This is a genomic window from Aliivibrio sifiae (assembly GCF_002954705.1).
Lineage (GTDB): Bacteria > Pseudomonadota > Gammaproteobacteria > Enterobacterales > Vibrionaceae > Aliivibrio > Aliivibrio sifiae_A.
The window spans coordinates 136788-161121 of record NZ_MSCO01000003.1 but is presented as its reverse complement, the minus strand read 5'-3'; the positions used below and the strand labels follow the sequence as shown (position 1 = coordinate 161121).

The 24334-nt window shown below is 40.1% G+C and carries 19 protein-coding genes; 12 read left to right on the top strand and 7 right to left on the bottom strand.

Translation table 11 applies throughout. The annotated features are described in order from the left end of the window. Positions 1–5 precede the first annotated feature (5 nt). A complete protein-coding gene (locus BTO22_RS18110; RefSeq protein ID WP_105056695.1) occupies positions 6–434 on the bottom strand; it encodes a phosphate-starvation-inducible protein PsiE in 429 nt (142 codons plus the stop codon). A 241-nt stretch (positions 435–675) separates the two neighbouring features. On the opposite strand from BTO22_RS18110, the gene gmk reads away from it, so the two are divergent. From gmk to trmH, 4 genes are all read left to right on the top strand, one after another. Continuing rightward, positions 676–1299, top strand: coding sequence for a guanylate kinase (gene gmk / locus BTO22_RS18105; RefSeq protein ID WP_105056694.1), 624 nt, complete (start codon positions 676–678; stop codon positions 1297–1299). Between the two features lie 108 nt (positions 1300–1407). Next, positions 1408–1680, top strand: coding sequence for a DNA-directed RNA polymerase subunit omega (rpoZ, locus tag BTO22_RS18100; RefSeq protein ID WP_005416998.1), 273 nt, complete (start codon positions 1408–1410; stop codon positions 1678–1680). A gap of 51 nt (positions 1681–1731) precedes the next feature. Further along, a complete protein-coding gene (spoT, locus tag BTO22_RS18095; RefSeq protein WP_105056693.1) occupies positions 1732–3858 on the top strand; it encodes a bifunctional GTP diphosphokinase/guanosine-3',5'-bis pyrophosphate 3'-pyrophosphohydrolase in 2127 nt (708 codons plus the stop codon). A 260-nt stretch (positions 3859–4118) separates the two neighbouring features. After that, positions 4119–4808 (top strand): tRNA (guanosine(18)-2'-O)-methyltransferase TrmH, encoded by a 690-nt coding sequence (gene trmH / locus BTO22_RS18090; protein ID WP_105056692.1) that lies wholly within the window; start codon positions 4119–4121, stop codon positions 4806–4808. Positions 4809–5127: 319 nt separating this feature from the next. On the opposite strand, the gene BTO22_RS18085 is transcribed toward trmH, so the two are convergent. From BTO22_RS18085 to typA, 4 genes are all read right to left on the bottom strand, one after another. Next, a complete protein-coding gene (locus BTO22_RS18085) occupies positions 5128–6027 on the bottom strand; it encodes a bifunctional GNAT family N-acetyltransferase/hotdog fold thioesterase (protein ID WP_105056691.1) in 900 nt (299 codons plus the stop codon). Positions 6028–6347: 320 nt separating this feature from the next. Next, positions 6348–6782 carry a D-aminoacyl-tRNA deacylase gene (gene dtd / locus BTO22_RS18080; protein ID WP_105056690.1) on the bottom strand — a complete coding sequence of 145 codons (435 nt, stop codon included), beginning with the start codon at positions 6780–6782 and terminating at the stop codon, positions 6348–6350. Then, positions 6754–7686, bottom strand: a complete 933-nt coding sequence (locus tag BTO22_RS18075) for a virulence factor BrkB family protein (protein WP_105056689.1) — start codon at positions 7684–7686, stop codon at positions 6754–6756. Before BTO22_RS18075 ends, dtd begins: the two co-directional genes overlap by 29 nt. 229 nt (positions 7687–7915) lie before the next feature. Beyond that, entirely contained in the window at positions 7916–9751 is a 1836-nt protein-coding gene (typA, locus tag BTO22_RS18070; RefSeq protein WP_105056890.1) for a translational GTPase TypA, read from the bottom strand. Between the two features lie 558 nt (positions 9752–10309). Here typA and glnA point away from each other — a divergent pair. From glnA to add, 6 genes are all read left to right on the top strand, one after another. Next, positions 10310–11719: a glutamate--ammonia ligase gene (gene glnA / locus BTO22_RS18065; RefSeq protein ID WP_060993380.1), complete on the top strand. Its 1410-nt coding sequence runs from the start codon at positions 10310–10312 to the stop codon at positions 11717–11719. Positions 11720–12089: 370 nt separating this feature from the next. After that, positions 12090–12629, top strand: a complete 540-nt coding sequence (locus BTO22_RS18060) for a DUF4124 domain-containing protein (RefSeq protein ID WP_105056688.1) — start codon at positions 12090–12092, stop codon at positions 12627–12629. Between the two features lie 121 nt (positions 12630–12750). Further along, the gene (gene glnL / locus BTO22_RS18055) at positions 12751–13794 is read left to right on the top strand and encodes a nitrogen regulation protein NR(II) (RefSeq protein ID WP_105056687.1); all 1044 of its coding nucleotides are present in this window, start codon (positions 12751–12753) and stop codon (positions 13792–13794) included. Positions 13795–13867: 73 nt separating this feature from the next. Then, positions 13868–15268: a nitrogen regulation protein NR(I) gene (glnG, locus tag BTO22_RS18050; protein ID WP_105056889.1), complete on the top strand. Its 1401-nt coding sequence runs from the start codon at positions 13868–13870 to the stop codon at positions 15266–15268. A gap of 212 nt (positions 15269–15480) precedes the next feature. Further along, positions 15481–18033: an EAL domain-containing protein gene (locus BTO22_RS18045; RefSeq protein ID WP_105056686.1), complete on the top strand. Its 2553-nt coding sequence runs from the start codon at positions 15481–15483 to the stop codon at positions 18031–18033. Between the two features lie 134 nt (positions 18034–18167). After that, on the top strand, positions 18168–19169 hold the full coding sequence (add, locus tag BTO22_RS18040) for an adenosine deaminase (protein WP_105056685.1): 1002 nt from the start codon (positions 18168–18170) through the stop codon (positions 19167–19169). 140 nt (positions 19170–19309) lie between these two features. Here the strand turns inward: add and BTO22_RS18035 are convergent, their stop codons facing one another. Next, a complete protein-coding gene (locus tag BTO22_RS18035; protein ID WP_105056684.1) occupies positions 19310–19945 on the bottom strand; it encodes a bifunctional 4-hydroxy-2-oxoglutarate aldolase/2-dehydro-3-deoxy-phosphogluconate aldolase in 636 nt (211 codons plus the stop codon). A gap of 146 nt (positions 19946–20091) precedes the next feature. Here BTO22_RS18035 and BTO22_RS18030 point away from each other — a divergent pair, with 146 nt between their 5' ends. Together BTO22_RS18030 and BTO22_RS18025 are read left to right on the top strand one after the other, a co-directional pair. After that, complete coding sequence (locus tag BTO22_RS18030; protein ID WP_105056683.1) at positions 20092–21108, top strand: COG3650 family protein; 1017 nt, start codon at positions 20092–20094, stop codon at positions 21106–21108. Positions 21109–21110: 2 nt separating this feature from the next. Further along, entirely contained in the window at positions 21111–21731 is a 621-nt protein-coding gene (locus BTO22_RS18025) for a tRNA-uridine aminocarboxypropyltransferase (protein ID WP_105056682.1), read from the top strand. 12 nt (positions 21732–21743) lie between these two features. Here the strand turns inward: BTO22_RS18025 and BTO22_RS18020 are convergent, their stop codons facing one another. Then, the gene (locus tag BTO22_RS18020) at positions 21744–24230 is read right to left on the bottom strand and encodes a bifunctional diguanylate cyclase/phosphodiesterase (protein ID WP_105056681.1); all 2487 of its coding nucleotides are present in this window, start codon (positions 24228–24230) and stop codon (positions 21744–21746) included. Positions 24231–24334: the final 104 nt, after the last annotated feature.

The window sequence follows — 24334 nt, the reverse complement described above, 5'->3', positions numbered from 1 at the left end:
AAATACTACTCGTCGTATTTTTTATTATTTTCATGGACCTCATACGGCCAATAATGATGCCCTACTCGGATCAATAATGTTGCCGCAGCAAGAATGAATGCTGCCAATGCCAACCATACAATTAATACCGCATCTAATTCTTTCATTCCAAGCGTAATGTAACGCGCGATAGCCATCATTGCGATATAGATAGGATAACGTACAGGAATTTTACCGTTCATCACAAATTGTTGCACCATAGCCAACACTTCGAGATAAATAAACATCAATAATATGTCGGTAAGTTGAATTTGTTGTTCTACAAAAACATGAACAAACTCATTCATCATGGCAAATAAAGTGGCGAGTGTTATTGCAACCAATAAAACCGCCTCTAAAATATGAAATACCTTTAAGAAAGGTTTACTAAACGACTTAGGTAAATGTGAAGGCATAAAGGGTTATCCACCGTTACTGCTATAATAAATATGATAATTAGTTGGTTACACTCTAATGATAGTGCTAAGACAAGTTAACACAAAATTATTATTTCAATTAGCGTATTTATTTCATTCAAATTGATTCTTGATTGTGCTATTCTTCGCCACCCAATTTTCTATGCTTCGCATCCATCTTTTTTTTACCTTTTAAAGTGTAACGTAAAGAGAAATGCCATAACTCCCAAGAGAATCTATCATGAGTAAAGGTACACTTTATATTGTGTCAGCGCCAAGTGGTGCTGGTAAGTCGAGTTTGATCTCGGCACTGTTAGAAAGCAACCCAACTTATGCTATGAAAGTCTCTGTGTCTCATACTACTCGTGGTATGCGCCCAGGAGAAAATGATGGTGTTCATTATCACTTTATTCAGAAAGAGCATTTTGAAGAACTGATTCAAAAAGGTGAATTCTTAGAATATGCCGAAGTGTTCGGTAACTACTACGGAACATCTCGAGTATGGATCGAAGAGACCCTTGATAAAGGTATTGATGTGTTCTTAGATATTGACTGGCAAGGTGCTCGTCAAATCCGTGAACAAATGCCTTTAGCAAAAAGCGTATTCATTCTGCCTCCATCAAATGGAGAACTAGAACGACGCCTAAATGCACGTGGCCAAGACAGCGACGCTGTTATTGCTAAGCGCATGAGCGAAGCAAAATCTGAAATTTCACATTACGATGAATACGATTATGTGATCATTAATGACGATTTTGATACTGCACAAATGGACTTCCGTTCAATTATCCGTGCAGAGCGCTTAAAGCAAGACAAACAAACAACGAAATATAAAGGCATGTTAGAAGCGCTATTAGCGGACTAATTTCTTCATATTTCTACGAGTATCTTGTAACCCTAGCTAGAAACTTATACGGGTTACTTGTATACTTTCTCATCATATAACTATTTTTGTTAATAAATTGGAGTCCTCATGGCACGTGTAACCGTTCAAGACGCAGTTGAGAAAATCGGCAACCGTTTCGATCTAGTACTTATTTCTTCTCGTCGCGCACGTCAAATGCAAACTGGTGGTAAAGATGCGCTAGTGCCTGAAGAGAACGATAAAACAACTGTTATCGCTCTTCGTGAAATTGAAGAAGGCCTAATCACTAAAGAATTACTAGATGCTCGTGAGCGCCAAGAGCAACAAGAGCAAGACGCAGCTGAATTAGCAGCAGTAAGCTCAATCACACACAATCGTTAATCTTTATAATCTCTTGTAGATTGTAAAACAGCAAACCTGACGGGGCGAAATTTGGATTTATTCGATAGCCTGAAAGATGTTGCCAAAGATTACCTGCCAGAGCCTCACATTGAGGCTCTTCGTCGATCTTATCTGGTAGCAAAAGAAGCCCATGAAGGGCAAACTCGCTCAAGTGGCGAACCTTATATCATCCACCCAGTAGCTGTGGCTCGAATCCTTGCAGAAATGAAGCTCGACCATAAAACGCTGATGGCTGCGCTGCTTCATGATGTTATTGAAGACACAGAAGTAAGCAAAGAAGAGCTCGCTGAGCAATTTGGTGACACGGTTGCCGAATTAGTGGATGGTGTTTCTAAGCTGGACAAACTTAAGTTCCGCGATAAAAAAGAAGCACAGGCTGAAAACTTCCGAAAAATGGTCATGGCGATGGTGCAAGACATCCGCGTTATATTGATCAAACTTGCTGACCGAACTCATAATATGCGCACACTGGGTGCTTTACGCCCTGATAAACGTCGCCGCATTGCTCGTGAAACTTTAGAAATTTTCTCTCCTTTGGCGCATCGCCTTGGTATCCATAATATTAAAACTGAGCTTGAAGAGCTAGGTTTTGAAGCCCTTTACCCAAATCGCTATCGCGTATTAAAAGAAGTAGTAAAGTCAGCTCGTGGTAACCGTAAAGAGATGATCCAAAAAATCCACTCTGAAATCGAAGGCCGTATTGCTGAAGCTGGCATTAAAGGTCGTGTGATTGGTCGAGAAAAAAACCTGTTCGCTATTTACAATAAAATGAAAAATAAAGAGCAGCGTTTCCATACCATTATGGATATCTACGCGTTCCGAGTGATTACTGACAATATCGATACTTGTTATCGCGCACTAGGTCAGGTTCATAGTATTTATAAACCTCGTCCAGGCCGTATTAAAGATTACATTGCTGTGCCAAAAGCCAATGGTTACCAATCTCTTCACACCTCAATGGTTGGTCCTCACGGCGTTCCAGTTGAAGTTCAGATCCGTACTGAAGACATGGAACAGATGGCAAATAAAGGCGTAGCAGCACACTGGTCGTACAAAGAGGGTGATAACTCTAGTACTACGGCACAGATCCGCGCTCAGCGTTGGATGCAAAGCTTACTTGAACTGCAACAAAGTGCAGGTAGCTCATTTGAATTTATTGAAAACGTAAAATCGGATTTATTCCCGAACGAAATTTACGTTTTCACACCAAAAGGCCGTATTTTTGAATTGCCTGTTGGTGCAACAGCGGTTGATTTTGCTTATGCCGTTCACTCTGATGTTGGTAACAGCTGTGTTGGTTCTCGTGTTAACCGTCAGCCTTATCCATTAAGTAAACCTCTTAAGAGCGGTCAAACGGTCGAGATCATCAGTGCTCCTGGCGCGCGTCCAAACGCAGCTTGGTTGAACTATGTAGTGACATCAAAGGCCCGCACTAAAATCCGCCAAGTTCTTAAGACAATGCGTAAAGAAGATTCTGTGATTTTAGGTCGCCGTCTACTTAACCATGCGCTTGGTCATAATGTATCGCTTGATGATGTTTCACAAGACAACATCAACCATGTTCTTTCTGATCTAAAACTTGCCGAGTTTGATGATTTACTCGCAGCCATTGGCTTAGGTGAGTTAATGAGCATTGTGGTTGCTCGCCGTCTTCTTGGTGATGCGGATGAACTAACAGAGCAAGACTCTTCAAGTATCGAAACGTCTACAGGTAAGAAATTACCAATTCGTGGTGCGGACGGTATTTTACTAACCTTTGCAAACTGTTGTCGCCCTATTCCAGGTGATCACATTATTGCTCATGTAAGTCCTGGTCGTGGTCTTGTGGTTCATATGGAAGAGTGTGCCAACGTTCGTGGTTATCAAAAAGAACTAGATAAATACATGGGTGTTGAGTGGGCTGATGAATTTGATCAAGAGTTTGCTACTGCATTAGATATTGATATTCAGAACCACCAAGGTGCACTAGCTGATTTAGCGAATGTAATCGCAGACACTGGCTCTAATATCCGCGGTATTACTACCGAGGAAAAAGACGGACGTTTGTATACTATAACTATTGAGTTAACGGCAAAAGATCGCAAGCATTTAGCTGAAATCATGCGCCGTATTCGTGTCATGCCACACGCACTTAAAGTTCGTAGACATAAGAACTAGAAGCAGAAAATGAAGGGACGAGGTTCGAGTACGGACTTCGTCCTTTTAGTAAGAGCTTACGCTGCGCTAACTAGAACGCTTCGCTCTAGAAACTATAAAATCAAAAGCATTACCCATTTAAGAATGACATTCAACTTTAGTCATATAATGCCCTTATAGTCTCTAGCTAGCGCTAGTGTATAGTTTCTAGTTCCATTTTGGCTACCTCTTTCTCGTCCCTAGAACCTAGTCCCTCTAACCTATTCCAAGAAATAAAAACCATGAACTTAGAACGCTATCAACGAATTACTTCTGTATTAAAATCTCGTCAAACTGACCTTACACTCTGCCTAGAAGAAGTGCATAAAGCCAATAATGTCTCTGCGATTGTTCGCACTGCTGATGCGACTGGCGTACATAAAATTCATGCCGTATGGCCAACAGAGCAAATGCAAATGTTAGGGCACACTTCGGCTGGAGCTCGTAACTGGGTTGATGTTGAAACACATAAAAATATTGATGATGCTTTTGCTGTGCTAAAAAGCCAAGGGATGCAGATCCTAGCAACGAATCTATCAGACACTGCGGTTGATTTTCGTGAAATTGATTACACCAAACCAACAGCTATTATTTTAGGCAGTGAGAAAACAGGGATCAGCAAGAAAGCATTAGCGATGGCTGATCATGACATTATTATCCCTATGGTTGGCATGGTGCAGTCTTTAAATGTATCTGTAGCTAGTGCGTTAATTTTATATGAAGCACAGCGTCAGCGTGATTTAGCGGGCATGTATGACCGTGAAGAGAGCACACTACCTGCAGAGTATATTAATCACGTACTATTTGAACGTGGTCACCCAGTTCTTGCCAAAGTAGCAAAGCGTAAAGGTCTTGCTTACCCTCAATTGGATGAGACGGGACAGATTGTTGCAGATGACGCTTGGTGGGCAAGAATGCAGGCGGCGGATTAAGAGCGAGATCTTAGGGTTCAGATCGGTCGCAAGCTCTCTTACTGGATTCAGGGGTGATCGTTGTGATTTCAGAGATTACAATACTGTTCCCTCCCTTTAATAAGGGGAGGGTTAGGGAGGGGTCATTGCGATACAGGTAAAATTGAGTACCAATCAACCTTAATTATACGCTGTTGGTTCTTGACCCTCCCAGCCTCCCCCTTAGTAAGGGGGAGGAGCTAAAAGCCAAAAATAAAGCCTCTGAGCTCTGCTTTTTTAGCTCTTCCTGAATCCTTTAGGACTAAGTCCGTCCTCGAGCGAAGCGATCTCGCCCCTGCTCTTACTCCCTCATCAACATAAACGTTCCTGAAAACTCGGCCGCAGGCTTATCCCCATTACACAAATCTACAGTTATTTTTACTCTTGCTCGTTTACCTGATTTCAAGCGATCAAAATCCCCTTGTAGGCAATTTAATGACGTAATGCCTTTTGGGGTTTCAGTGATCGGTTGTCGATAGCGAATATGACTATCCACTAACATGATGCTCGTCGTATCTAAACCCCGTTCTTTCAAAAGTAACCATACCATTCCCCATGCAGTTAGCGTCCCCATAGTAAAAATACTTCCTGCAAACATGGTGTTGTGAGGATTTAAATTGGCATTTAGTACTGCACCAACTTCAAAGCGATAACCTGTATATTGGATAATTTTAATGCCCATTTTATCACTGATTGGAATTTCACTTTCCCAACGGTCTTGTAGTTCTGCACACCAATCTGGACGGAGTAAAACATCTGCTAGAGGATCAAGTTGCTTAAGCATTTGCTGATGACGAATCGGACCTCGCTCATCATTTAGCTCGCCTTGGCTTTCAAACCCATTTCGCACATAAAACGGAATCGCTTCTTCACGAGCATTACATACTAATCGCTTTGCTCCTTCTTGCCGCGCATAAGACTCTAGAGCGACCATTATCAGTGCACCTATACCTTTCCCTCGATAATTAGAAGAAACCGCCATATAGCGAATTTGACCGTCATTATCAGGAGTTAAATATAAGCGCCCTACTGCTATCGGTTGACCCCTACCATCCAAAATCATTCGATGCTGACTCATTTCATCATACGCATCACGTTCTGAACCCACAGGTTGACGCCAAGGCTCACGCAATACTTGCCAACGGAAATGGTAGTAGGCATTAAGTTCAGCCTCTGTGGTTGGAGTGATCAATCGAAACATATAAATCCTTTTATTGTGATTAGGGGCGAGGGCGCTACGCTTCGAGATACAAGTACGGACTTCGTCCTCGAGGAAGAGCTGAGAGAGCAAGGGAGATCGTTGTCATTTCAGCATTCATAATACTGTTCCCTCCCCTTAATAAGGGGAGGGTTAGGGAGGGGTTATTGCGATACAGGTAGAATTTAATGCCAATCTACCTTGATTATACGCTGTTAGTTCTTGACCTCCTCCCAGCCTCCCCCTTATTAAGGGGGAGGAGCAAAACAGCAAACGCATCTAAACTCTCAGCTGTTACTCCTCCTAGAATCTAGCCCCTACTTTTAAACCTGCAACCAGAACGTCACTGGTCCATCATTCACTAGCGATACCTTCATGTCCGCAGCAAATCGCCCTCTTTGCGTATTTAATTTCTCTTCACAGAGATCTGAAAAATAATCATACAAGCGCTCTGCATCGGCAGGATGTGCGCCTTTAGAAAAACCTGGGCGCGTACCTTTTTTAGTATCTGCCGGTAAGGTAAATTGTGAAACTACAAGTACACTACCACTGACTTGTTGCACATTTAAGTTCATCTTACCGTCATCATCTTCAAAAATTCGATAAGTCAGTACACGCTCCATTAAACGCTTTGCTTTAGCTTCATCGTCTTCTCTTTCCACACCAAGTAAAATTAATAACCCTTGATTAATCTCGCCGGTGATCTCGCCATCAACTTTTACTGCGGCTTCACTTACTCTCTGGATCAGTGCTATCACTTTCTATAAATCCTTGCTGTTGTGTTAATGCTTTAATATCGGATTCCAATACATTGGAGCTAACTTTACCCGCTAACCATTCATCAAATTCACCTAAACTAGCGGTGATCTCTGCACCGATCAAAACAATAATCCAACACAAATAAACCCAAACAAATAAAATAGGTACCGCAGCTAGCGCACCGTAAATCACCTGATAAGAAGGAAATTGCGTAATATATTGAGCAAAACCCACTTTACTGATCTCAAATAAACAACCTGCAGACATAGCCCCGATAAGTGCATGCCTAATTCGTATTTTTTTATTTGGTACCAATAAATACAACCCAACAAAAGCTGAGAATGACAATATAATAGGCAACCATCCTAATAAAGTCCGATAAAAACTCGAGACGATTTCATCTTCCATTATATTTAGAGAGGTTACATACGAAGTCGCTGCAATACTTGCCCCAACCAATAGCGGACCTAAAGTTAGAATCATCCAATAAAGAGAAAAGGAGTACATTGGACGACGCTTTTTCTTCACTCGCCAAATGTAATTCAGGCTACGATCAATTGCTGATATCAGCATCACAGAGGCAACAAATAAGAATCCAGAGCCTACTGCTGTCATTTTACCTGTATTGGAAATGAATTCTTTTAAACTCCCTTCAACAGCATCACTGGCTGCCGGTACAAAGTTTTGAATCACAAATGCTTGAACCGTTTCTCCCGCCCCTGAAAATATAGGAAATTGAGAAAGCACAGAAAGTAATACGGTAATCAAAGGTACTAATGATAGCAACGTAATGTAAGCCATATAACCAGCACTAACGGTCAGCCTGTCATGAAGGATTCGCTGCTTTAAAAATAAAAAGTATGACCAGCTAATCCTTAGCGTATGTTTAAATTTCTCTTCCATCGATTTACTCTTAAAAAAATATCAGCTTTTACATATACCAATTCAAGTAAGTGTGTGTCCAGATAATTGCGTAGAAAAAATAGATTAGAACAAGCAAGAATGGTCACCAACTTATTTGGGTTGGTATTATCATAACAGATAAAAAAAATCCCTTCGTAGTTGCCTACAAAGGGATTTTAAATTTTATTCGATTTGTGATTTAACGAAAGCTAAATCTCTAAATCAATAATTATTTAGGTGCACGACCAGCACGTTTACGATCGTTCTCTGTAAGATGACGCTTACGGATACGGATGCTTGCTGGTGTTACTTCTACTAGCTCATCATCATCGATGAATTCTAGAGCTTGCTCAAGTGTGTACTTGATAGCAGGAGAAAGCGTTTGTGCTTCATCTGTACCAGATGCACGTACGTTAGTCAGTTGCTTACCACGTAGACAGTTGATAGTCAGATCGTTAGCACGGTTATGAATACCGATGATTTGACCTTCGTATACTTCGTCACCGTGCTCAGCAAATAGACGACCACGCTCTTGAAGGTTGAATAGAGAGTAAGTTACTGCTTTACCCATACCGTTCGAGATTAATACACCGTTAGCACGTTGGCCGATTTCGCCGCCTTTGTGTGGACCGTAGTGATCAAATGAGTGGTAGATTAGACCAGAACCAGACGTCATTGTTAGGAATTCAGTTTGGAAACCGATAAGACCACGAGAAGGCATCATGAAGTCCATGCGAACACGGCCTTTACCATCTGGAGCCATATCTGTTAGCTCACCCTTACGGATACCAATGCTTTCCATGATTGCACCTTGGTGCTCTTCCATAACATCGATAGTTACTGTTTCAAACGGTTCTGTTAGGTTACCGTTTTCATCATTTTTGATGATAACTTCAGGACGAGATACTGCTAGCTCGAAACCTTCACGACGCATGTTTTCGATCAGGATAGATAGGTGAAGTTCACCACGGCCTGATACGCGGAATTTATCTGGATCTGACGCTTGTTCAACACGTAATGCTACGTTGTGAACTAGTTCTTTTTCTAGACGCTCAAGGATGTTACGTGAAGTAACGAACTTACCTTCTTTACCAGCGAAAGGAGAGTTGTTTACTTGGAAAGTCATTGTAACTGTTGGTTCGTCAACAGACAGTGGCTTCATCGCTTCAACGTTGTTTACGTCACAGATTGTGTCTGAAATTTTCAGCTCACCAAGACCTGTGATTGCAATGATGTCACCAGCATTTGCAACTTCAACTTCGTGACGGTCAAGACCTAGGTAACCAAGAACTGTACCTACTTTACCATTACGTTGCTTACCATCAGCGCCGATGATAGTTACTTGTTGGTTTGCTCTTACAGAACCACGAGTAACACGACAAACACCGATAACACCAACATAAGAGTTGTAATCAAGTTGAGAAACTTGCATTTGTAGAGAACCTTCGATGTCTACGTTTGGAGCATCTACGTTATCAACTACTGCTTGGAACAATGGTTCCATATTTTCGCCAACTTCGCCTTCTTCCATTGTAGCCCAGCCGTTTAGAGCTGAAGCGTATACAACTGTGAAGTCTAGTTGCTCATCTGTTGCGCCTAGGTTGTCGAATAGGTCAAAGATTTGATCCATAACCCAATCAGGACGAGCACCAGGACGGTCAATCTTGTTGATAACAACGATTGGCTTAAGGCCGTGTGAGAATGCTTTTTGTGTAACGAAACGCGTTTGAGGCATTGGGCCGTCAACGGCATCTACGATAAGAAGAACTGAATCAACCATAGACATGATACGCTCAACTTCACCACCGAAATCGGCGTGTCCAGGAGTATCTACGATGTTGATGCGGTAATCGTTCCAGTTAATTGCTGTATTTTTAGCAAGGATCGTAATACCACGCTCTTTCTCGATGTCGTTCGAGTCCATTACGCGTTCTTCAGTCTCACCACGAGATGATTCTAGTGTGCCTGATTGTTGTAATAGCTTATCAACCAACGTTGTTTTACCGTGGTCAACGTGCGCAATAATTGCGATATTTCTTAGTTTATCAATCTGTGGAGTAGACATGGATTCAAATTCACTCAGAGCGTGTAGAGCCACCATTGGCGCTACTTTGGTTTAAAAACGGTCAATAATTTAACAGATTTTAGAGCAAAACCCACGAAATATGTGATTGAAGACACAATTTTTTTTCAATTAATTTAATAGAGCCCACAAAAACGACGAAAAAAAGAACAATTCAGTCATAATTTATTCGATTTTTTTCTTCACTTTATTTTTTGAAACAAAAAACAAAATTTATTTTATATCATACAGTTAATTAAATTATATTTAATTTAGCATACATTTTACAAGGAAATTAGATTGACAAATATACGATTTCACTGCTGAATAGCGATTAGAAGTAAATTAATGACTATTTATTTTTTATTTATCTCAGTTCAAAGTTGCACCAAAATAGTGCAAACAGAGATCAAGTTGGTGCAAAAATAAAACCCACCACAGAAGAATTAAATATAAGCCATTAATATTAAAGGATTATTACTTTTGGCACAGTTCTAGCTATATAGTAAATAACAGCTTAGCTGGCCAATATTTATATTATAACACTGGAGGTTATCCTACATGTCAGTAGAAAACGTATTAGCTCTAATTCAAGAGAACGAAGTAAAATTTATTGATTTACGCTTTACCGATACAAAAGGTAAAGAGCAACACATCTCAATTCCTTCTCATCAAGTTGATGCAGACTTCTTCGAAGACGGCAAAATGTTTGACGGTTCTTCAGTTGCAGGCTGGAAAGGCATTAATGAATCTGACATGGTAATGATGCCAGATGCAGCAAGTGCGGTTCTTGACCCGTTTACTGCTGATCCAACATTAAATGTTCGTTGTGATATTCTTGAACCAACAACAATGCAAGGTTACGACCGTGACCCTCGCTCAATCGCAAAACGTTCAGAAGATTACCTGCGTTCAACAGGTCTTGCTGATACCGTTTTAGTTGGTCCTGAGCCAGAGTTCTTCCTATTTGATGACGTTCGTTTCAATACTGATATGTCAGGTTCTTTCTTTAAGATTGATGATATTGAAGCAGCATGGAACTCAGGTACGGAATACGAAGGCGGCAACAAAGGCCACCGTCCTGGCGTTAAAGGCGGTTACTTTCCAGTAGCTCCTGTTGATTCATCTCAAGATATCCGTTCAGCTATGTGTTTAATCATGGAAGAAATGGGCCTTGTTGTTGAAGCGCACCACCATGAAGTAGCTACTGCGGGTCAAAATGAGATCGCAACACGCTTCAATACGCTAACAAACAAAGCTGATGAAACTCAAATCTATAAGTATGTTGTTCATAACGTAGCTCACGCTTACGGTAAAACGGCGACTTTCATGCCAAAACCTCTTGTTGGTGACAACGGTTCAGGCATGCACGTTCATATGTCATTGAACAAAGATGGACAAAACTTATTTGCTGGCGATAAGTACGGCGGCCTATCTGAAATGGCTATCTTCTTCATTGGTGGCATCATTAAACATGCTCGTGCAATCAATGCATTTGCTAACCCAACAACGAACTCATACAAGCGTCTTGTCCCTGGCTTTGAAGCACCTGTTATGCTTGCATACTCTGCACGTAACCGTTCAGCTTCTATCCGTATCCCTGTGGTACCAAGCCCGAAAGCACGTCGTATCGAAGTTCGTTTTGGTGACCCAGCAGCTAACCCATACTTAAGCTACTCTGCAATGCTAATGGCTGGTCTTGACGGCATTAAGAACAAGATCAATCCAGGCGAAGCAATGGATAAAGATCTATATGACCTTCCTGCGGAAGAAGCTGCTGAAATTCCAAAAGTTGCAGAGTCTCTAGATATCGCATTACAAGCTCTAGATTCAGATCGTGAATTCTTAACGGCTGGTGGCGTATTCTCTAATGACTTCATTGATTCTTACATCAACCTTAAAGCTCAAGATGTTGCTGCTATCAACACTGCAGTTCATCCACTTGAGTTTGAAATGTATTACTCAGTTTAATTCTGACGTAACAAATTGAAATCAAATCAATGTTTTTAGGCTCGCCTCACAAGCGGGCCTTTTTTATATTGGCAAAACCTCGTTTACGCGCAACACTAACTCTTATTCATACAATAAATAACTGACGTTTTATTGTATTGAATTATACCAATGTAACTAATTAGATGATCTATTTATTACGCAGAAAAATCACTTAAGAGTAAGACAAAAATGCTTATAAGTAGTTATTCTACAATAATTTTTAACATAGCTATTGAGTTATTTAACCAGTAATAATGATCAGATAATTAATGTATTACATAACCTAAACGAGATTTCATATATAAAGCCGTTTTGAAATCAAATAATAACCATCATCAATGGTGGAACTATGCTTCATACCTACATAATTCTTTTATTTGTTAGTCTTTTCTCTCTTCCAGCAATGGCAGATGCCGTATATACGTGGGAAGACAGTAAAGGCGTTAGGCATTTCAGTGATACTCCACCTCCTAGCAGTGTAAAATCAAAACAACTCTCATTTTCGTCAGAACCCAATGAAATTGAAAATATTCCAACACCTTCTGCATCGAAAAAAAACACCTCTAAAAAAGCAAAAAGTAAATCTAAAGAACCACTAGCTCCATTAGATATTTCTATAAGTAACCTTTCTCAAGAAGAAACTATTCGCAGTTCACGAGGCCATATAATGGTACTAACAGACCTTACTCGTAAACTTGTTGTCGGTGAAAAACTTCAATTAATTCTCGATGGCTCACCTTATGGTTTACCTCAGACTTCTAAAGAATGGAAGCTTACAAATATAGAAAGAGGTACTCACATCATTACCGTTATCGCACAAAAAGACGGCAAGAGAATTGCATCATCAAAGATACTGACTGTGCACTTGCATCGACCATCCAAACTATAAGTACATATAGTGAATAAGAGCGTATAAATTCACGTAATTTGGAGAGTCACTGCCTTTTAAGAAAGGTAACGATGCACTAGAATGGTGCATTCAAATGTGATGACAAGGATGTGGCTCGATTATGGATTTTTCAACGCAACTACTGGATAACCAAGTCACTGCTATTTTGCTGCTTGATGACCAACGTAATATTCATTATGCCAACCCTGCTGCTGAACAACTCTTTTCACAAAGCGCCCAGCGAATGGCCGCTCATGTTTTTGATGATCTTTTTCAGCACACTAAGTTTGCTCTATCGACGTTAATGCTGCCTTTAGATACAGGGCAAAGTGTTACTGATAGCGATGTTTGCATGAGCGTTAACAACTGTCCCTTATACATAGAAGTCACTTCAAGCCCTATTGAAATAAAGAAATCATTGTATCTTTTGGTCGAAATTCGCCAAATAGAACAACAACGTCGTTTATCTCAGGAAATTAATCAACACGCCCAGCAACAAGCAGCCAAAGTATTGGTACGTAGCTTAGCGCATGAAATAAAGAACCCATTAGGCGGTTTACGTGGCGCGGCTCAATTACTAGAGCGAATGCTACCAAACCCTGATTTACATGAATATACCCAAATAATAATCGAGCAGGCCGACCGATTACGTAATCTCGTTGATCGCTTGCTGGGTCCGCAAAAGTTGGGGCAAAAAAAGCCTGAAAACCTACACGCAATTATCGAAAAAGTACGCCAATTAATTGAATTAAATTCAAGCTATCAGGTTCGTATTATTCGAGATTATGACCCTAGCTTGCCCGACTTTGATATGGATGCAGAGCAAATAGAACAAGCACTATTAAATATCATCAGTAACGCAGCAGAGGTATTAAAAGATCAACCCGATGGTAGTATTACGCTACGAACTCGCACTGATTACCAAACTAACATTCACGGTCAACGTCATCGTCTCGCCGTCAAAATAGAAATCATCGACAATGGCCCAGGCATTCCAAATCATATCCAAGATACTCTCTTTTATCCCATGGTCAGTGCTCGTGAAGGAGGCACCGGTCTTGGACTCTCGATTTCACAAAACTTAATCGATCAACACAACGGTAAAATTGATGTCACCAGTTGGCCTGGAAAAACAACATTTACAGTTTACCTACCACTTAAATAATAAAAATAACCACCACAATGAAGATAAATTTATAAGTGACAACTATCTTGAAAAACACCGCGGAGAAGAATTTATGAGCAAAGGATTTATTTGGGTTGTTGACGACGACAGCTCTATTCGCTGGGTATTAGAAAAAACATTAACAAGCACCAATATGATGTGTGAAAGTTTTGGCGATGCTGAAAGTGTTATCCAAGCATTAGAACGTAATGTTCCTGATGTGATCATTTCTGACATCAGAATGCCTGGAATGGATGGTTTATCTCTCTTGAATCATGTTCAAGAAAACTACCCCGAATTACCCGTAATCATCATGACGGCTCACTCCGATCTCGATGCAGCTGTCAGCGCTTATCAAAAAGGCGCTTTTGAATACTTACCAAAACCATTTGATATTGATGAAGCACTCACTCTGGTTGAACGCGCGCTCGCCCATAGCCAAGAGCAAAAAAAACAAAGTACTAATAAACCAAATAAAGAGCATCATGTACCTGAAATTATTGGCGAAGCACCTGCAATGCAAGAGGTTTTTCGTGCCATTGGTCGGTTATCTCGCTCTTCCATTTCAGTACTAATTAATGGGGAATCAGGCACCGGTAAAGAATTAGTTGCCCACGCGCTTCATCGTCACAGCCCTAGAGCAAGTAGTGAATTTATCGCCCTTAATATGGCAGCTATCCCAAAAGATTTAATTGAATCGGAACTATTTGGCCATGAGAAAGGCGCATTTACTGGTGCAAATTCGGTTCGTAAAGGTCGATTTGAACAAGCAAATGGTGGCACCTTATTTTTAGATGAAATTGGCGACATGCCATTAGATATTCAAACAAGATTGCTTCGTGTGCTTGCTGACGGGCAGTTCTACCGTGTTGGCGGGTATTCACCAATTCAAGTTGACGTGCGAATCATCGCAGCAACACACCAAAATGTAGAAAAGTTGGTTTCTGATGGGGGGTTTCGAGAAGATCTATACCACCGATTAAACGTTATTCGGGTACACATTCCTGCCCTACGTGAACGTCGTGAAGATATAACAAAATTAACAGAACATTTCTTACATTTAGCCTCTAAAGAGCTAGGGATTGAATGCAAAACACTCAGCAAAGAAGCGAGTAGTAAACTCAGCGAATGCGCATGGCCAGGCAACGTCAGACAACTAGAAAACACCTGCCGCTGGTTAACCGTAATGGCAAGCAGCCAAGAGGTGCTTGCCTCTGACTTACCACTAGAACTATTCACAACCATCACCGCATCCGAACAAGGTACATCAGATTGGCAAGCCCAATTAAGTGAATGGGTAGAAGAGCAACTCGTTCAAGGAGAGGTCGATATTTTAAATAAAGTAATTCCTAACGTGGAACGTATTTTATTAGAAAAAGCCCTTCATCATACTCACGGGCATAAACAAGATGCAGCGAAACTGCTTGGTTGGGGAAGAAACACCTTAACCAGAAAATTAAAAGAAATTGAATAGTACTTTTTAAACAATAAGTTAATCAAACCACTATAACTAATAAAGAAGGAAACGCTCATATAACGTGATAACTCCACTGAAGTTTTCTTTATTGTCGTCGATAACTTACTTATACTTATGTAGATAGAAAGCGATGTAAGTAGACATAACTATCTTTGCATAGAATTAATCGTTCGCAATAAACAAAATTGGATGGTGTAAACAAAAGCGTTATGAATAATTTAACCACAAAAAAACAGTTTTCTTTAAGAACCGCCGTAATGCTCCCCTTCATTACGGTGTTACTGTTAACGCTCAGCGTGGTTTTTTACACCCAAAATAAAAGTTATGAAAAACTGGTTGATAATGTAAGCCAAAAAATACTCACCTCTTACACCCAAAATACTCATGCCGACCTTAATGTTTTCTTAAAAGCACCCTATGTCGCGGTTCAAAATATGGTTGATCAAATCCAGCGTTATCAAATATATCAACCAAATAATACTGAAAATATTCAAGACTACTTAAGACACAGCTTGAGTGAGGTATATACCGATTTAAAACAAATGGATGTACTTTCATTTGGTGGAGAGCAAAAAGAGTACATTGGTTTTCGTCGAAACAGTGATAACGGCCTATCACTCATGCTTCAGGATGAAAGAACGGATGACGATCTGATTATTTATCATGGTAATCAAGTATCTAACGATATTCGCTCAATTATACCTAATTACGACCCCCGCCAACGACCATGGTACACACCTGTTGTTAATTCCTTAACTTTAAGATGGTCTCAAATTTATACCAATGCTGACGAGCTTAAAGAAATAACCATCTCTACGATGCACCCTGTCTTTTATAAGAAAAATTTTGTCGGTGTTTTCGCTGCAGATATAAAATTAGACGCCTTTAATGACTTTCTCCAAAAAAAAATAAAAGACACAAAAGGTTCAATTTACCTTATCGACAATCAACAACGTCTTATTGCCCACTCTAATATTGATAGCGTCATTTCTCCAGGAACAAAGCAAAGCCCTTATGGTGCACGATTATTAGCAACAGAAAGCTCCGATATCGCAATACAAAAAAGCGCTGAATATATCCAAAAACACCAATTATTAAACAAGGAAATAGCTAACTTTTTTTATTTTTCTTACAAGGGTGAACGCTACTTTAGTCAAATTACACCATATAACGATAATCACGGCATCAACTGGTACATTATCACATCTATTGTCGAAAGTGATTTACTCGGCAACCTACAACAAGAGCAACGTAAAGGATTACTCTTTGGTATATTACTCGCCTTCGCTGGGTTACTTGTTGGTATCTACACTATTACTCAAGTCACTCAACCGATCTTTACAGCGGCTAATGCAGCCAGAAATATCGCCAAAGGGAATTGGAATAATAACGTTGAAGCCAAAGGCAGTATTTATGAAACCACCTTGTTAATAAATGCCTTCAATGACATGACTCATAAATTGCAATCTTCGTTTGAAACCATGCGCCAACAAATACTCTTTGATCCTCTAACTCAAGTACTCAGCAGGCAAGGTCTTATCGAACATAGTCGCACCATGCTTAGTACACAAAAAGAATACGAGCAAGGCTTATTATTAATTGGGATAGACAACTTTAGGGACATTAATGACAGTTTAGGTATCTTAGAGGGTGACCAATTACTACAACGCATTACTGAGCGCCTAAAAGCTAGCTTCCATACATCAAACATAGCGATTGCTCGTGTTGGTGGGGATGAGTTTGGATTATTCTTTTCCAATTTAAATAGCACTGAGCAATTACAACAACATGCGCTCGATGTGCACGCTTGCTTCATGACGCCTTTTCATATCAGCGCAAACCCTACATTCATTTCGATATCAATTGGGCTTGTCTACGATGATTTAAATTGCGATGCCATGACTCTATGGCTAAGAAATGCCAGCATTGCTTTAAGCCAAGCAAAGAAAAATAATTTAGATACTTCTCTTTACGCCCCAGAAATGGCAATAGCTTCACAGCACAAAGCGAACATTACAGCTGAGCTCGCTTCTGCAATAGAAAATAACGAAATGCTGCCTTTTTATCAGCCCATTATTGATCTTAAAACAGGGAGAATTATTGGCGCTGAAGCTCTTATCCGTTGGATGAATCCACGAAGAGGCTTAGTTTCTCCTTTAGATTTCATACCTCTAGCAGAAGACAACGGTATGATCATTCCAATAGGCACTCAAATATTAACTCAGGCCTGTTTGGATACAGTTGAGCGAATAAATAAAGGATTGTGGCCGAAAGATTTCCATATGCACGTAAACCTATCTGTCTGCCAATTAACCCAAGATGGTTTCTTAGATGAGTTAAGCAGCATACTCCAACAAACTAAAATACCAGCGCAAAACTTAACCCTTGAGATTACAGAATCTCGCTTAGTGAATCACGATACAAGTACTACCAATACCATGAAAAAAATTCGTGATTTAGGAATACAAATTGCCATTGATGATTTTGGTACTGGTTATTCTTCATTAGCCTACATCCATAAACTACCTTTTGATGTATTAAAAGTAGACCGCACCTTTATTAAAGATCTGACTGCTGAAAATGTTGAATCTTCCATTGCTGCAGCCGTATATAACATGACAAAAGGATTTAATATTACCCTTGTCGCCGAAGGAATTGAAACGCAAGAGCAAGCAGATCTATTAGCAAAATTAAACTATAACCACGCCCAAGGCTTTCTTTATAGTCGACCATTACCATTGACTGAGTGGCCAACAGAATAAGTAAACATCGCAGCGTAATCCCTAAAATTGCGCTGTTTTCATTCGTTTTACTGCTGACATAACCATCACGACTCTCTATACTTATTCTTAATATTTATACGCATTCACGTCTCCTTTGTAGGAATAGTTCAATAATGATAACTAAAACACTCCCTCTTACGGATCTTCACCGTCACCTTGATGGCAACATTCGCATTGAAACCATTTTAGATCTAGGCCAAAAATTTGGTCTTGCATTACCCGCTTATGACTTAGAAGCGCTACGCCCACACGTTCAGATCGTTGAAGCAGAGCCTAGCTTAGTGGCTTTCCTATCTAAACTTGATTGGGGTGTTGCTGTATTGGGCGATCTAGACGCTTGTCGACGTGTTGCTTATGAAAATGTACAAGATGCTATGAACGCACAAATCGATTACGCAGAGCTACGTTTTTCACCATATTACATGGCAATGAAACATAACCTGTCAATTGCAGGTGTTGTTGAAGCTGTTGTTGATGGTGTTGAAGCGGGTTGTCGTGATTTTGGTGTGAAAGCTAATTTAATCGGAATTATGAGCCGTACTTTCGGCCAAGATGCCTGTCAGCAAGAACTTGATGGTCTATTAACTCAAAAGAACAAACTGGTTGCTATCGACCTTGCTGGTGATGAACTCGGTCAACCTGGCGATCGTTTTGTTAGCCACTTTAAACAAGTACGTGATGCCGATTTACGTATAACTGTTCATGCCGGCGAAGCGGCAGGCGCAGAAAGCATGTGGCAAGCAATCAATGAGCTTGGGGCGGTTCGAATCGGCCACGGTGTGAAAGCCATTGAAGACCCTAAACTGATGGAATTCTTAGCTAAAAATAATATTGGTATCGAATCATGTTTAACATCTAACATCCAAACAAGTACAGTGGCTTCGTTTGAATCTCACCCAATCAAAACCTTCCTTTCTCACGGTGTTAAGGTTTGTTTAAATACAGATGACCCGGCGGTAGAAGGCATTGAACTGCCTCATGAATACGAAGTTGCGGCACCAAAAGTTGGTCTAACTCAGGAACAACTTCGTCAAATTCAAATTAATGGTTTGGATCTGGCTTTCCTATCAGATGCTGAGAAACAAGCATTGCGTGATATTGCAGCAAAACGCTAATAAAACAGGTTTCAGGGCGCTACGCTTGCAGGTTTCAGGAGCTTTTGCTTCTGAACTTCCTAAAGCCTGAGCCCTGAATCCTATCTTTTTTCCCTTGCTCTTATAGTATCTAGTTAGCGAAGCGCATGGCTTATCAATACTTACTTAATCAATTCAACCGCTTCTTTTGCAAGTCTCATCACTTGAGCCCAATCTTTATTAGCTATTGCTTCTTTTGGCAGCATCCAAGAGCCACCCACCGTCGCAACACAATCTAACGCAGTATAATCATTAACATTCTGTGGATTAATGCCACCGGTTGGGCAAAATTGAACTTGAGGTAATGGTGCTGCCATCGCTTTTAATACTGATGGACCACCAAATGCACTTGCAGGGAAAAATTTTAAGTGCGCATAACCAAGTTCGATAGCTCGAATTACTTCTGATGGTGTTGCAACCCCTGGAATCAATGGAGTGTCAGCGGTTTTTGCATGTGCTAATAAGCTTGGAGTAAATCCTGGTGAAATAATAAATTGAGCACCAGCCTCAACTGCTTGATCATATTGTTGAGTACTGATCACTGTACCAGCACCAACCAGTGCTTTTGGCATAGCTTTACGAATTGCGGTTATCGCCTCTAAAGCAACTGCAGTTCGTAAGGTAATCTCAAATACATTAATGCCACCAGCGGCTAATGCTTGAGCCATTGGCACCGCATCTTCAAGCTGTTCAATAACCATAACTGGAACAACTGGTGATGCGCTAAATACGTCTGAAGGCGAAAGGTTCCAACTCATATTGCTCTTAGCTCTCTTTGCTTATTTAAATAACCCCACCATTTTACGCTAATTTATTATCAATAGCTCTGATAAAGGTGAATTCCAATCTATTTTTAGTGTCATATGGCATACTAATCTTTATGTTAATCATGCAGGAAAATAGGATGAAAAAATCACTACTGGCTTTAGCTCCTTTATTATTTTTAGCTGGATGTAGCCAACAGTTTTCGGCGGGGGCATCCCACTCAGAACCTAAAAATAGCAATGCAAACGAACCAAAAGTCCCTCATACTTTTACACTGCGTGGCACTGTTATTATTGGGCATGAATCTCAAAGTATTCAACCTTGTGGCAGTGACCAACAATATTGGATAAACCTAACCCCAAAACAATGGAAGGCAGGTAATGATATCCAATCTACCCCTTACCAAGCGATGTATGGCGAATTAATTGGTCATTTTGAAGCACCACCTAAAGGTGGATTTGCTAATGATTATCCAGCTCGTTTTGTCGTCTCTCAAATCAACACATTGGTTGCTGGTGAAGGGGCTTCTTGTCAAAAGGGCATTCAACCAACCAAAGCGTTTGGTAATGAGCCGTTTTGGAATATTCAAGTAGTTGATGGCTCTTTAGTTTTCTCTGAAATAGGAAAATCAAAGCAGAAGCAGTCAATCACGGACCAAGAATTTTCAGTGAACAAACGTCACTACCAAAGTGATGATTTCTCATTAACGATGACTAAAGGGATCTGTAAAGACAACATGGTTGAATCAATTTACGGATGGAATTCCGAAGTGGTCATTCATGATAAAACATATCAAGGTTGCGCTACGCTTTCAGCTAAAGACACAACACTTAACTGGGCCAATACTTACACTGGAACAAGCATTTCAGGGTTAACTGTTGGATTAACACTCAATGCCGACCACTCAGCTATTACGACCTATGATTACAATACCGATGAGCCGCAACTCGTTGAAACTGGAGTGTGGCAAGCAACCAATAACGATAAAGTCCATGTTTTAATGAGTCGTCATCAGCGTCAATATATGATTTCAGAACGAACCTTTTCAAAAGATGAAAACAAACTATCCACCAAAAATGAAACAGTAAATGGCGTTACCTTTCCAATTCAATCAGGATTAACTCTCTACTCTACACCGACGGAATTAAATAAATAACAATGGACAAAAAAGATCCTTGCTCAAGATGTGGCTTTATACATAATTGCATCTGCGACCATCAACCAACCTTAAATTCACAGGTTGAATTTGCCTTGCTTTATCACGAAAACGAGATGAATAAACTGACCAATACGGGCCGTTTATTATTAAATAGCCTACCTAATGCCAAAAGCTATTTATGGAAAAGAAAAGAACACCCTGAAACTTTAATTAAAAAAATAAATCAGGAGGATACTGAAACTTGGTTATTATTTCCAAATGAGGTTTCTACGTTAAGCGGCGATTACCCAATTCGCCATTCTTCAAACAAGAAACAGCTTTTTATTTTTTTAGATGCTACATGGCAAGAAGCGAAGAAAATGGTCAATAAGACCCCTTGGCTTAAACACTTACCTTGCCTCGAAATACAGGCAACGACAACTTCTTGTTATCATTTACGTCGAAATCAAAGTGAAGGTAATTTGTGTACTTGCGAAGCAGGAATTGAAATATTAGACATGGTCAAAGAACCTGAACATGCTCAAGCGATTGCTCATTATTACGAACGCTTTCTAACCGTATTTCAAGCAGAACGCAGTGGGCATCAATTTCTCGATGCCCATAAAAAGTCAGAAGAGTAGCGTTCTATTATGTTATGACATGAGCGACTTAGGTGCACCTAAGAAGTACCCTTGTAAGTAATCAACTCCCATGTCTTCAACAATGTCACAAACTTCTTTGTTATGCACAAATTCAGCCACCACTTTGGCTTCTAGTGCATGACAAAGCTGTACCATTTGCTGAGATATCAAACGCTGACGCTTATCTTGATGTACATTCTTAATAATCGACCCATCAAGCTTAATCACTTGAGGCTCTAATTTCATGATCTCATCAACGTTAGAATAGCCCGAACCAAAATCATCAACAATAATACGAGCCCCTAAACGTTTAAAGTGATTACATACCTCAATCATACGGTCATAATCCTGAATTTGTTCTGTTTCTAATACTTCAAACCCCACTCGAAAAGGATTATCCAAACGAATGACAGATGATTCTAACAAATCCAATGTTCGGTCACTCATTAAGTCTTGAGGAGAGAGGTTGATTGAAAAATCCATATTATTCGATTGCATGATTTCAAACGTACGAGTGATCATTTCTCTGCTTAAACGGGTATAAAGATGAGTTCCCTCAACCGCAGGTAAAAACTGCCCCGGAGCAAACACCTGTCCATTTTCACAAATACGCATTAAACACTCTGTAGAGACTAGCTCATGGCTACCAGCACTAAAAATTGGCTGCCCATACACTAAAACGCCTTTCTGAGAAATCGCTCGGTTGACGCTTGTTAACCAATCTAATTGGCTTTGACGTAAACGTTCTTCTTTTAATAAATCACGCGCATTACACAGATGGCGATTTCTACGCATCGCAATTCGACGAGCTTCTACCGTCTTCAAAATTAATTCTTCTACGGCAGTGTTTATAAAATCTCGACGACTGATCAGACCGCCTGAAATAGAAACACTAAGATAATCGACATCACTAAGTCCATAAGGCTCAAAACTGAAGTGCTCAATATCTTCTATAAAATCAGTAATGTACTTACGAAGCACTTCACTATTAGTATCACTATTAAATACGACTCCCCATTCAGCAATACCAATACTATAAAGCTCTATTGGTGTATGAACTGCATCGGATAAGTGAGTATCTAAGTAATGACTTACGTCTTGCAGTAATTTATCCCCAACCTGATAGCCATACTTTTCATTCACTTGACTTAAATTAGTTAACTTAAAAGACAGTAAATGATCAGTTCGAGTAATGCTTTCAAGACGCTCTTTTAAAACCATTCGATTGAATAACCCCGTACGTCGATCCGTACGATAGGTATGCATTAAACGCATGGATTGGTCACTAATCTTTTTCTCCATCGCAAGCGTCATCTGGTCAACGTCTTGAATTGAGTTTTTTATTAATGAAAATAACGGCGTTAAATTATGCTCTCTCGGTGAATGAGAATATAAAGAGTCCATTGCTGTTAATTCGGATTCTCTTAATGCCAAATACGTTAAGCTATGGTGCAAAATTAATTGCTTATGAGAGCGGAAAAACTCCCCCATACCATAGATCCCTTGGCAAGGGCCAATATCAGAAAAAGTTTGTAGTTCTGTTGACTCAGAGCTGCTTTCTATTCGAGATTCACAATTATAAATGAAAATAGACTCAGGCTGCTTTTGGGCGAGCCTCATAGCTCCTTGATTTACTTGCTCTTGAGTTAGAGAAGGATGGTAATAGCATAACCTCACTTCTTTGCCGACAGGTACAGCTGAAGCAAATTTAAGGTAACCCTCTTCTGTTATTTCTTCAACCGCATTAATGTGACGCGCAGTATCTTCTTCTTGCATTAAAGGAAAGGCTTGGATTTGACTTAGCTGCGTCGATTTTTTATCTGAGAGATACTTGCAGTAAAAGTCATACGCTAAAATATTATCTATCGTTTTTACAACGTTACCTTCTGAGGAAGTAATGCGAAAGCGCTTACCAATTGGGTTCCATTCAACAAACGCCTCAGACCACGCTTGTAACTGCTCACCATGCAATGCAACGGCAACAATTTGGTCATGGTAAAATTGACCATTTAAAAATACCCACGTTCCTTTTCCAGTATCCGCAGCAACACCTCCAGAGACTGGTACTTGATTCTCATGCTCAGAAAAGGCATCAAAAAGAGGGTAATTGCTTGCTGAACCATGACAACCAAAAGCAATGATCGCTTTTGTTGCATCACCAATAGAGAGTCGTTTTAATAGATGATGACCGACGCGATTTTCATCTTGAGAATGGAAAACAGAAGCAGAAGTAAGCTGAGATACATTGAGAATAGAAACACTGATTACGGTTGAATCAGTAAAAATAGAAGCACCAATACTTGAATGAATGACGCTAAGTCCAATCACCTCAGAATTAGGGAAAAAATGCTGTAGGTAAGCATAATATTCATCAACAATCTCTGGTTGTTGAGAAGAAAATAGTTGAATTAAACACGCAGTTCCCAGCTCTATAGATAGGGAATCACACTCCTCTTTAAGTTGTTTAAGTCCTTGAACACTAAACGAGAGAGTTTGCATTGTTAATTAAGCCCTTATTATTGTAAACACCTGTTTAATACGCTGCACAAAAATAGGTACGCACCTCTACTTCCAGAATCAGTCAATATTAACTTAACAATAAT

What these genes read in the sequence shown, in the direction of transcription:
- BTO22_RS18045 (WP_105056686.1), top strand. Translation starts at nt 15,481, where the DNA reads ATGAATAATTTAACCACAAAAAAACAGTTTTCTTTAAGAACCGCCGTA.
- BTO22_RS18085 (WP_105056691.1), bottom strand. Translation starts at nt 6,027, where the DNA reads ATGTTTCGATTGATCACTCCAACCACAGAGGCTGAACTTAATGCCTAC.
- BTO22_RS18030 (WP_105056683.1), top strand. Translation starts at nt 20,092, where the DNA reads ATGAAAAAATCACTACTGGCTTTAGCTCCTTTATTATTTTTAGCTGGA.
- BTO22_RS18060 (WP_105056688.1), top strand. Translation starts at nt 12,090, where the DNA reads ATGCTTCATACCTACATAATTCTTTTATTTGTTAGTCTTTTCTCTCTT.
- add (WP_105056685.1), top strand. Translation starts at nt 18,168, where the DNA reads ATGATAACTAAAACACTCCCTCTTACGGATCTTCACCGTCACCTTGAT.
- glnA (WP_060993380.1), top strand. Translation starts at nt 10,310, where the DNA reads ATGTCAGTAGAAAACGTATTAGCTCTAATTCAAGAGAACGAAGTAAAA.
- BTO22_RS18035 (WP_105056684.1), bottom strand. Translation starts at nt 19,945, where the DNA reads ATGAGTTGGAACCTTTCGCCTTCAGACGTATTTAGCGCATCACCAGTT.
- trmH (WP_105056692.1), top strand. Translation starts at nt 4,119, where the DNA reads ATGAACTTAGAACGCTATCAACGAATTACTTCTGTATTAAAATCTCGT.
- BTO22_RS18110 (WP_105056695.1), bottom strand. Translation starts at nt 434, where the DNA reads ATGCCTTCACATTTACCTAAGTCGTTTAGTAAACCTTTCTTAAAGGTA.
- gmk (WP_105056694.1), top strand. Translation starts at nt 676, where the DNA reads ATGAGTAAAGGTACACTTTATATTGTGTCAGCGCCAAGTGGTGCTGGT.
- BTO22_RS18075 (WP_105056689.1), bottom strand. Translation starts at nt 7,686, where the DNA reads ATGGAAGAGAAATTTAAACATACGCTAAGGATTAGCTGGTCATACTTT.
- BTO22_RS18020 (WP_105056681.1), bottom strand. Translation starts at nt 24,230, where the DNA reads ATGCAAACTCTCTCGTTTAGTGTTCAAGGACTTAAACAACTTAAAGAG.
- glnG (WP_105056889.1), top strand. Translation starts at nt 13,868, where the DNA reads ATGAGCAAAGGATTTATTTGGGTTGTTGACGACGACAGCTCTATTCGC.
- BTO22_RS18025 (WP_105056682.1), top strand. Translation starts at nt 21,111, where the DNA reads ATGGACAAAAAAGATCCTTGCTCAAGATGTGGCTTTATACATAATTGC.
- typA (WP_105056890.1), bottom strand. Translation starts at nt 9,751, where the DNA reads ATGTCTACTCCACAGATTGATAAACTAAGAAATATCGCAATTATTGCG.
- glnL (WP_105056687.1), top strand. Translation starts at nt 12,751, where the DNA reads ATGGATTTTTCAACGCAACTACTGGATAACCAAGTCACTGCTATTTTG.
- rpoZ (WP_005416998.1), top strand. Translation starts at nt 1,408, where the DNA reads ATGGCACGTGTAACCGTTCAAGACGCAGTTGAGAAAATCGGCAACCGT.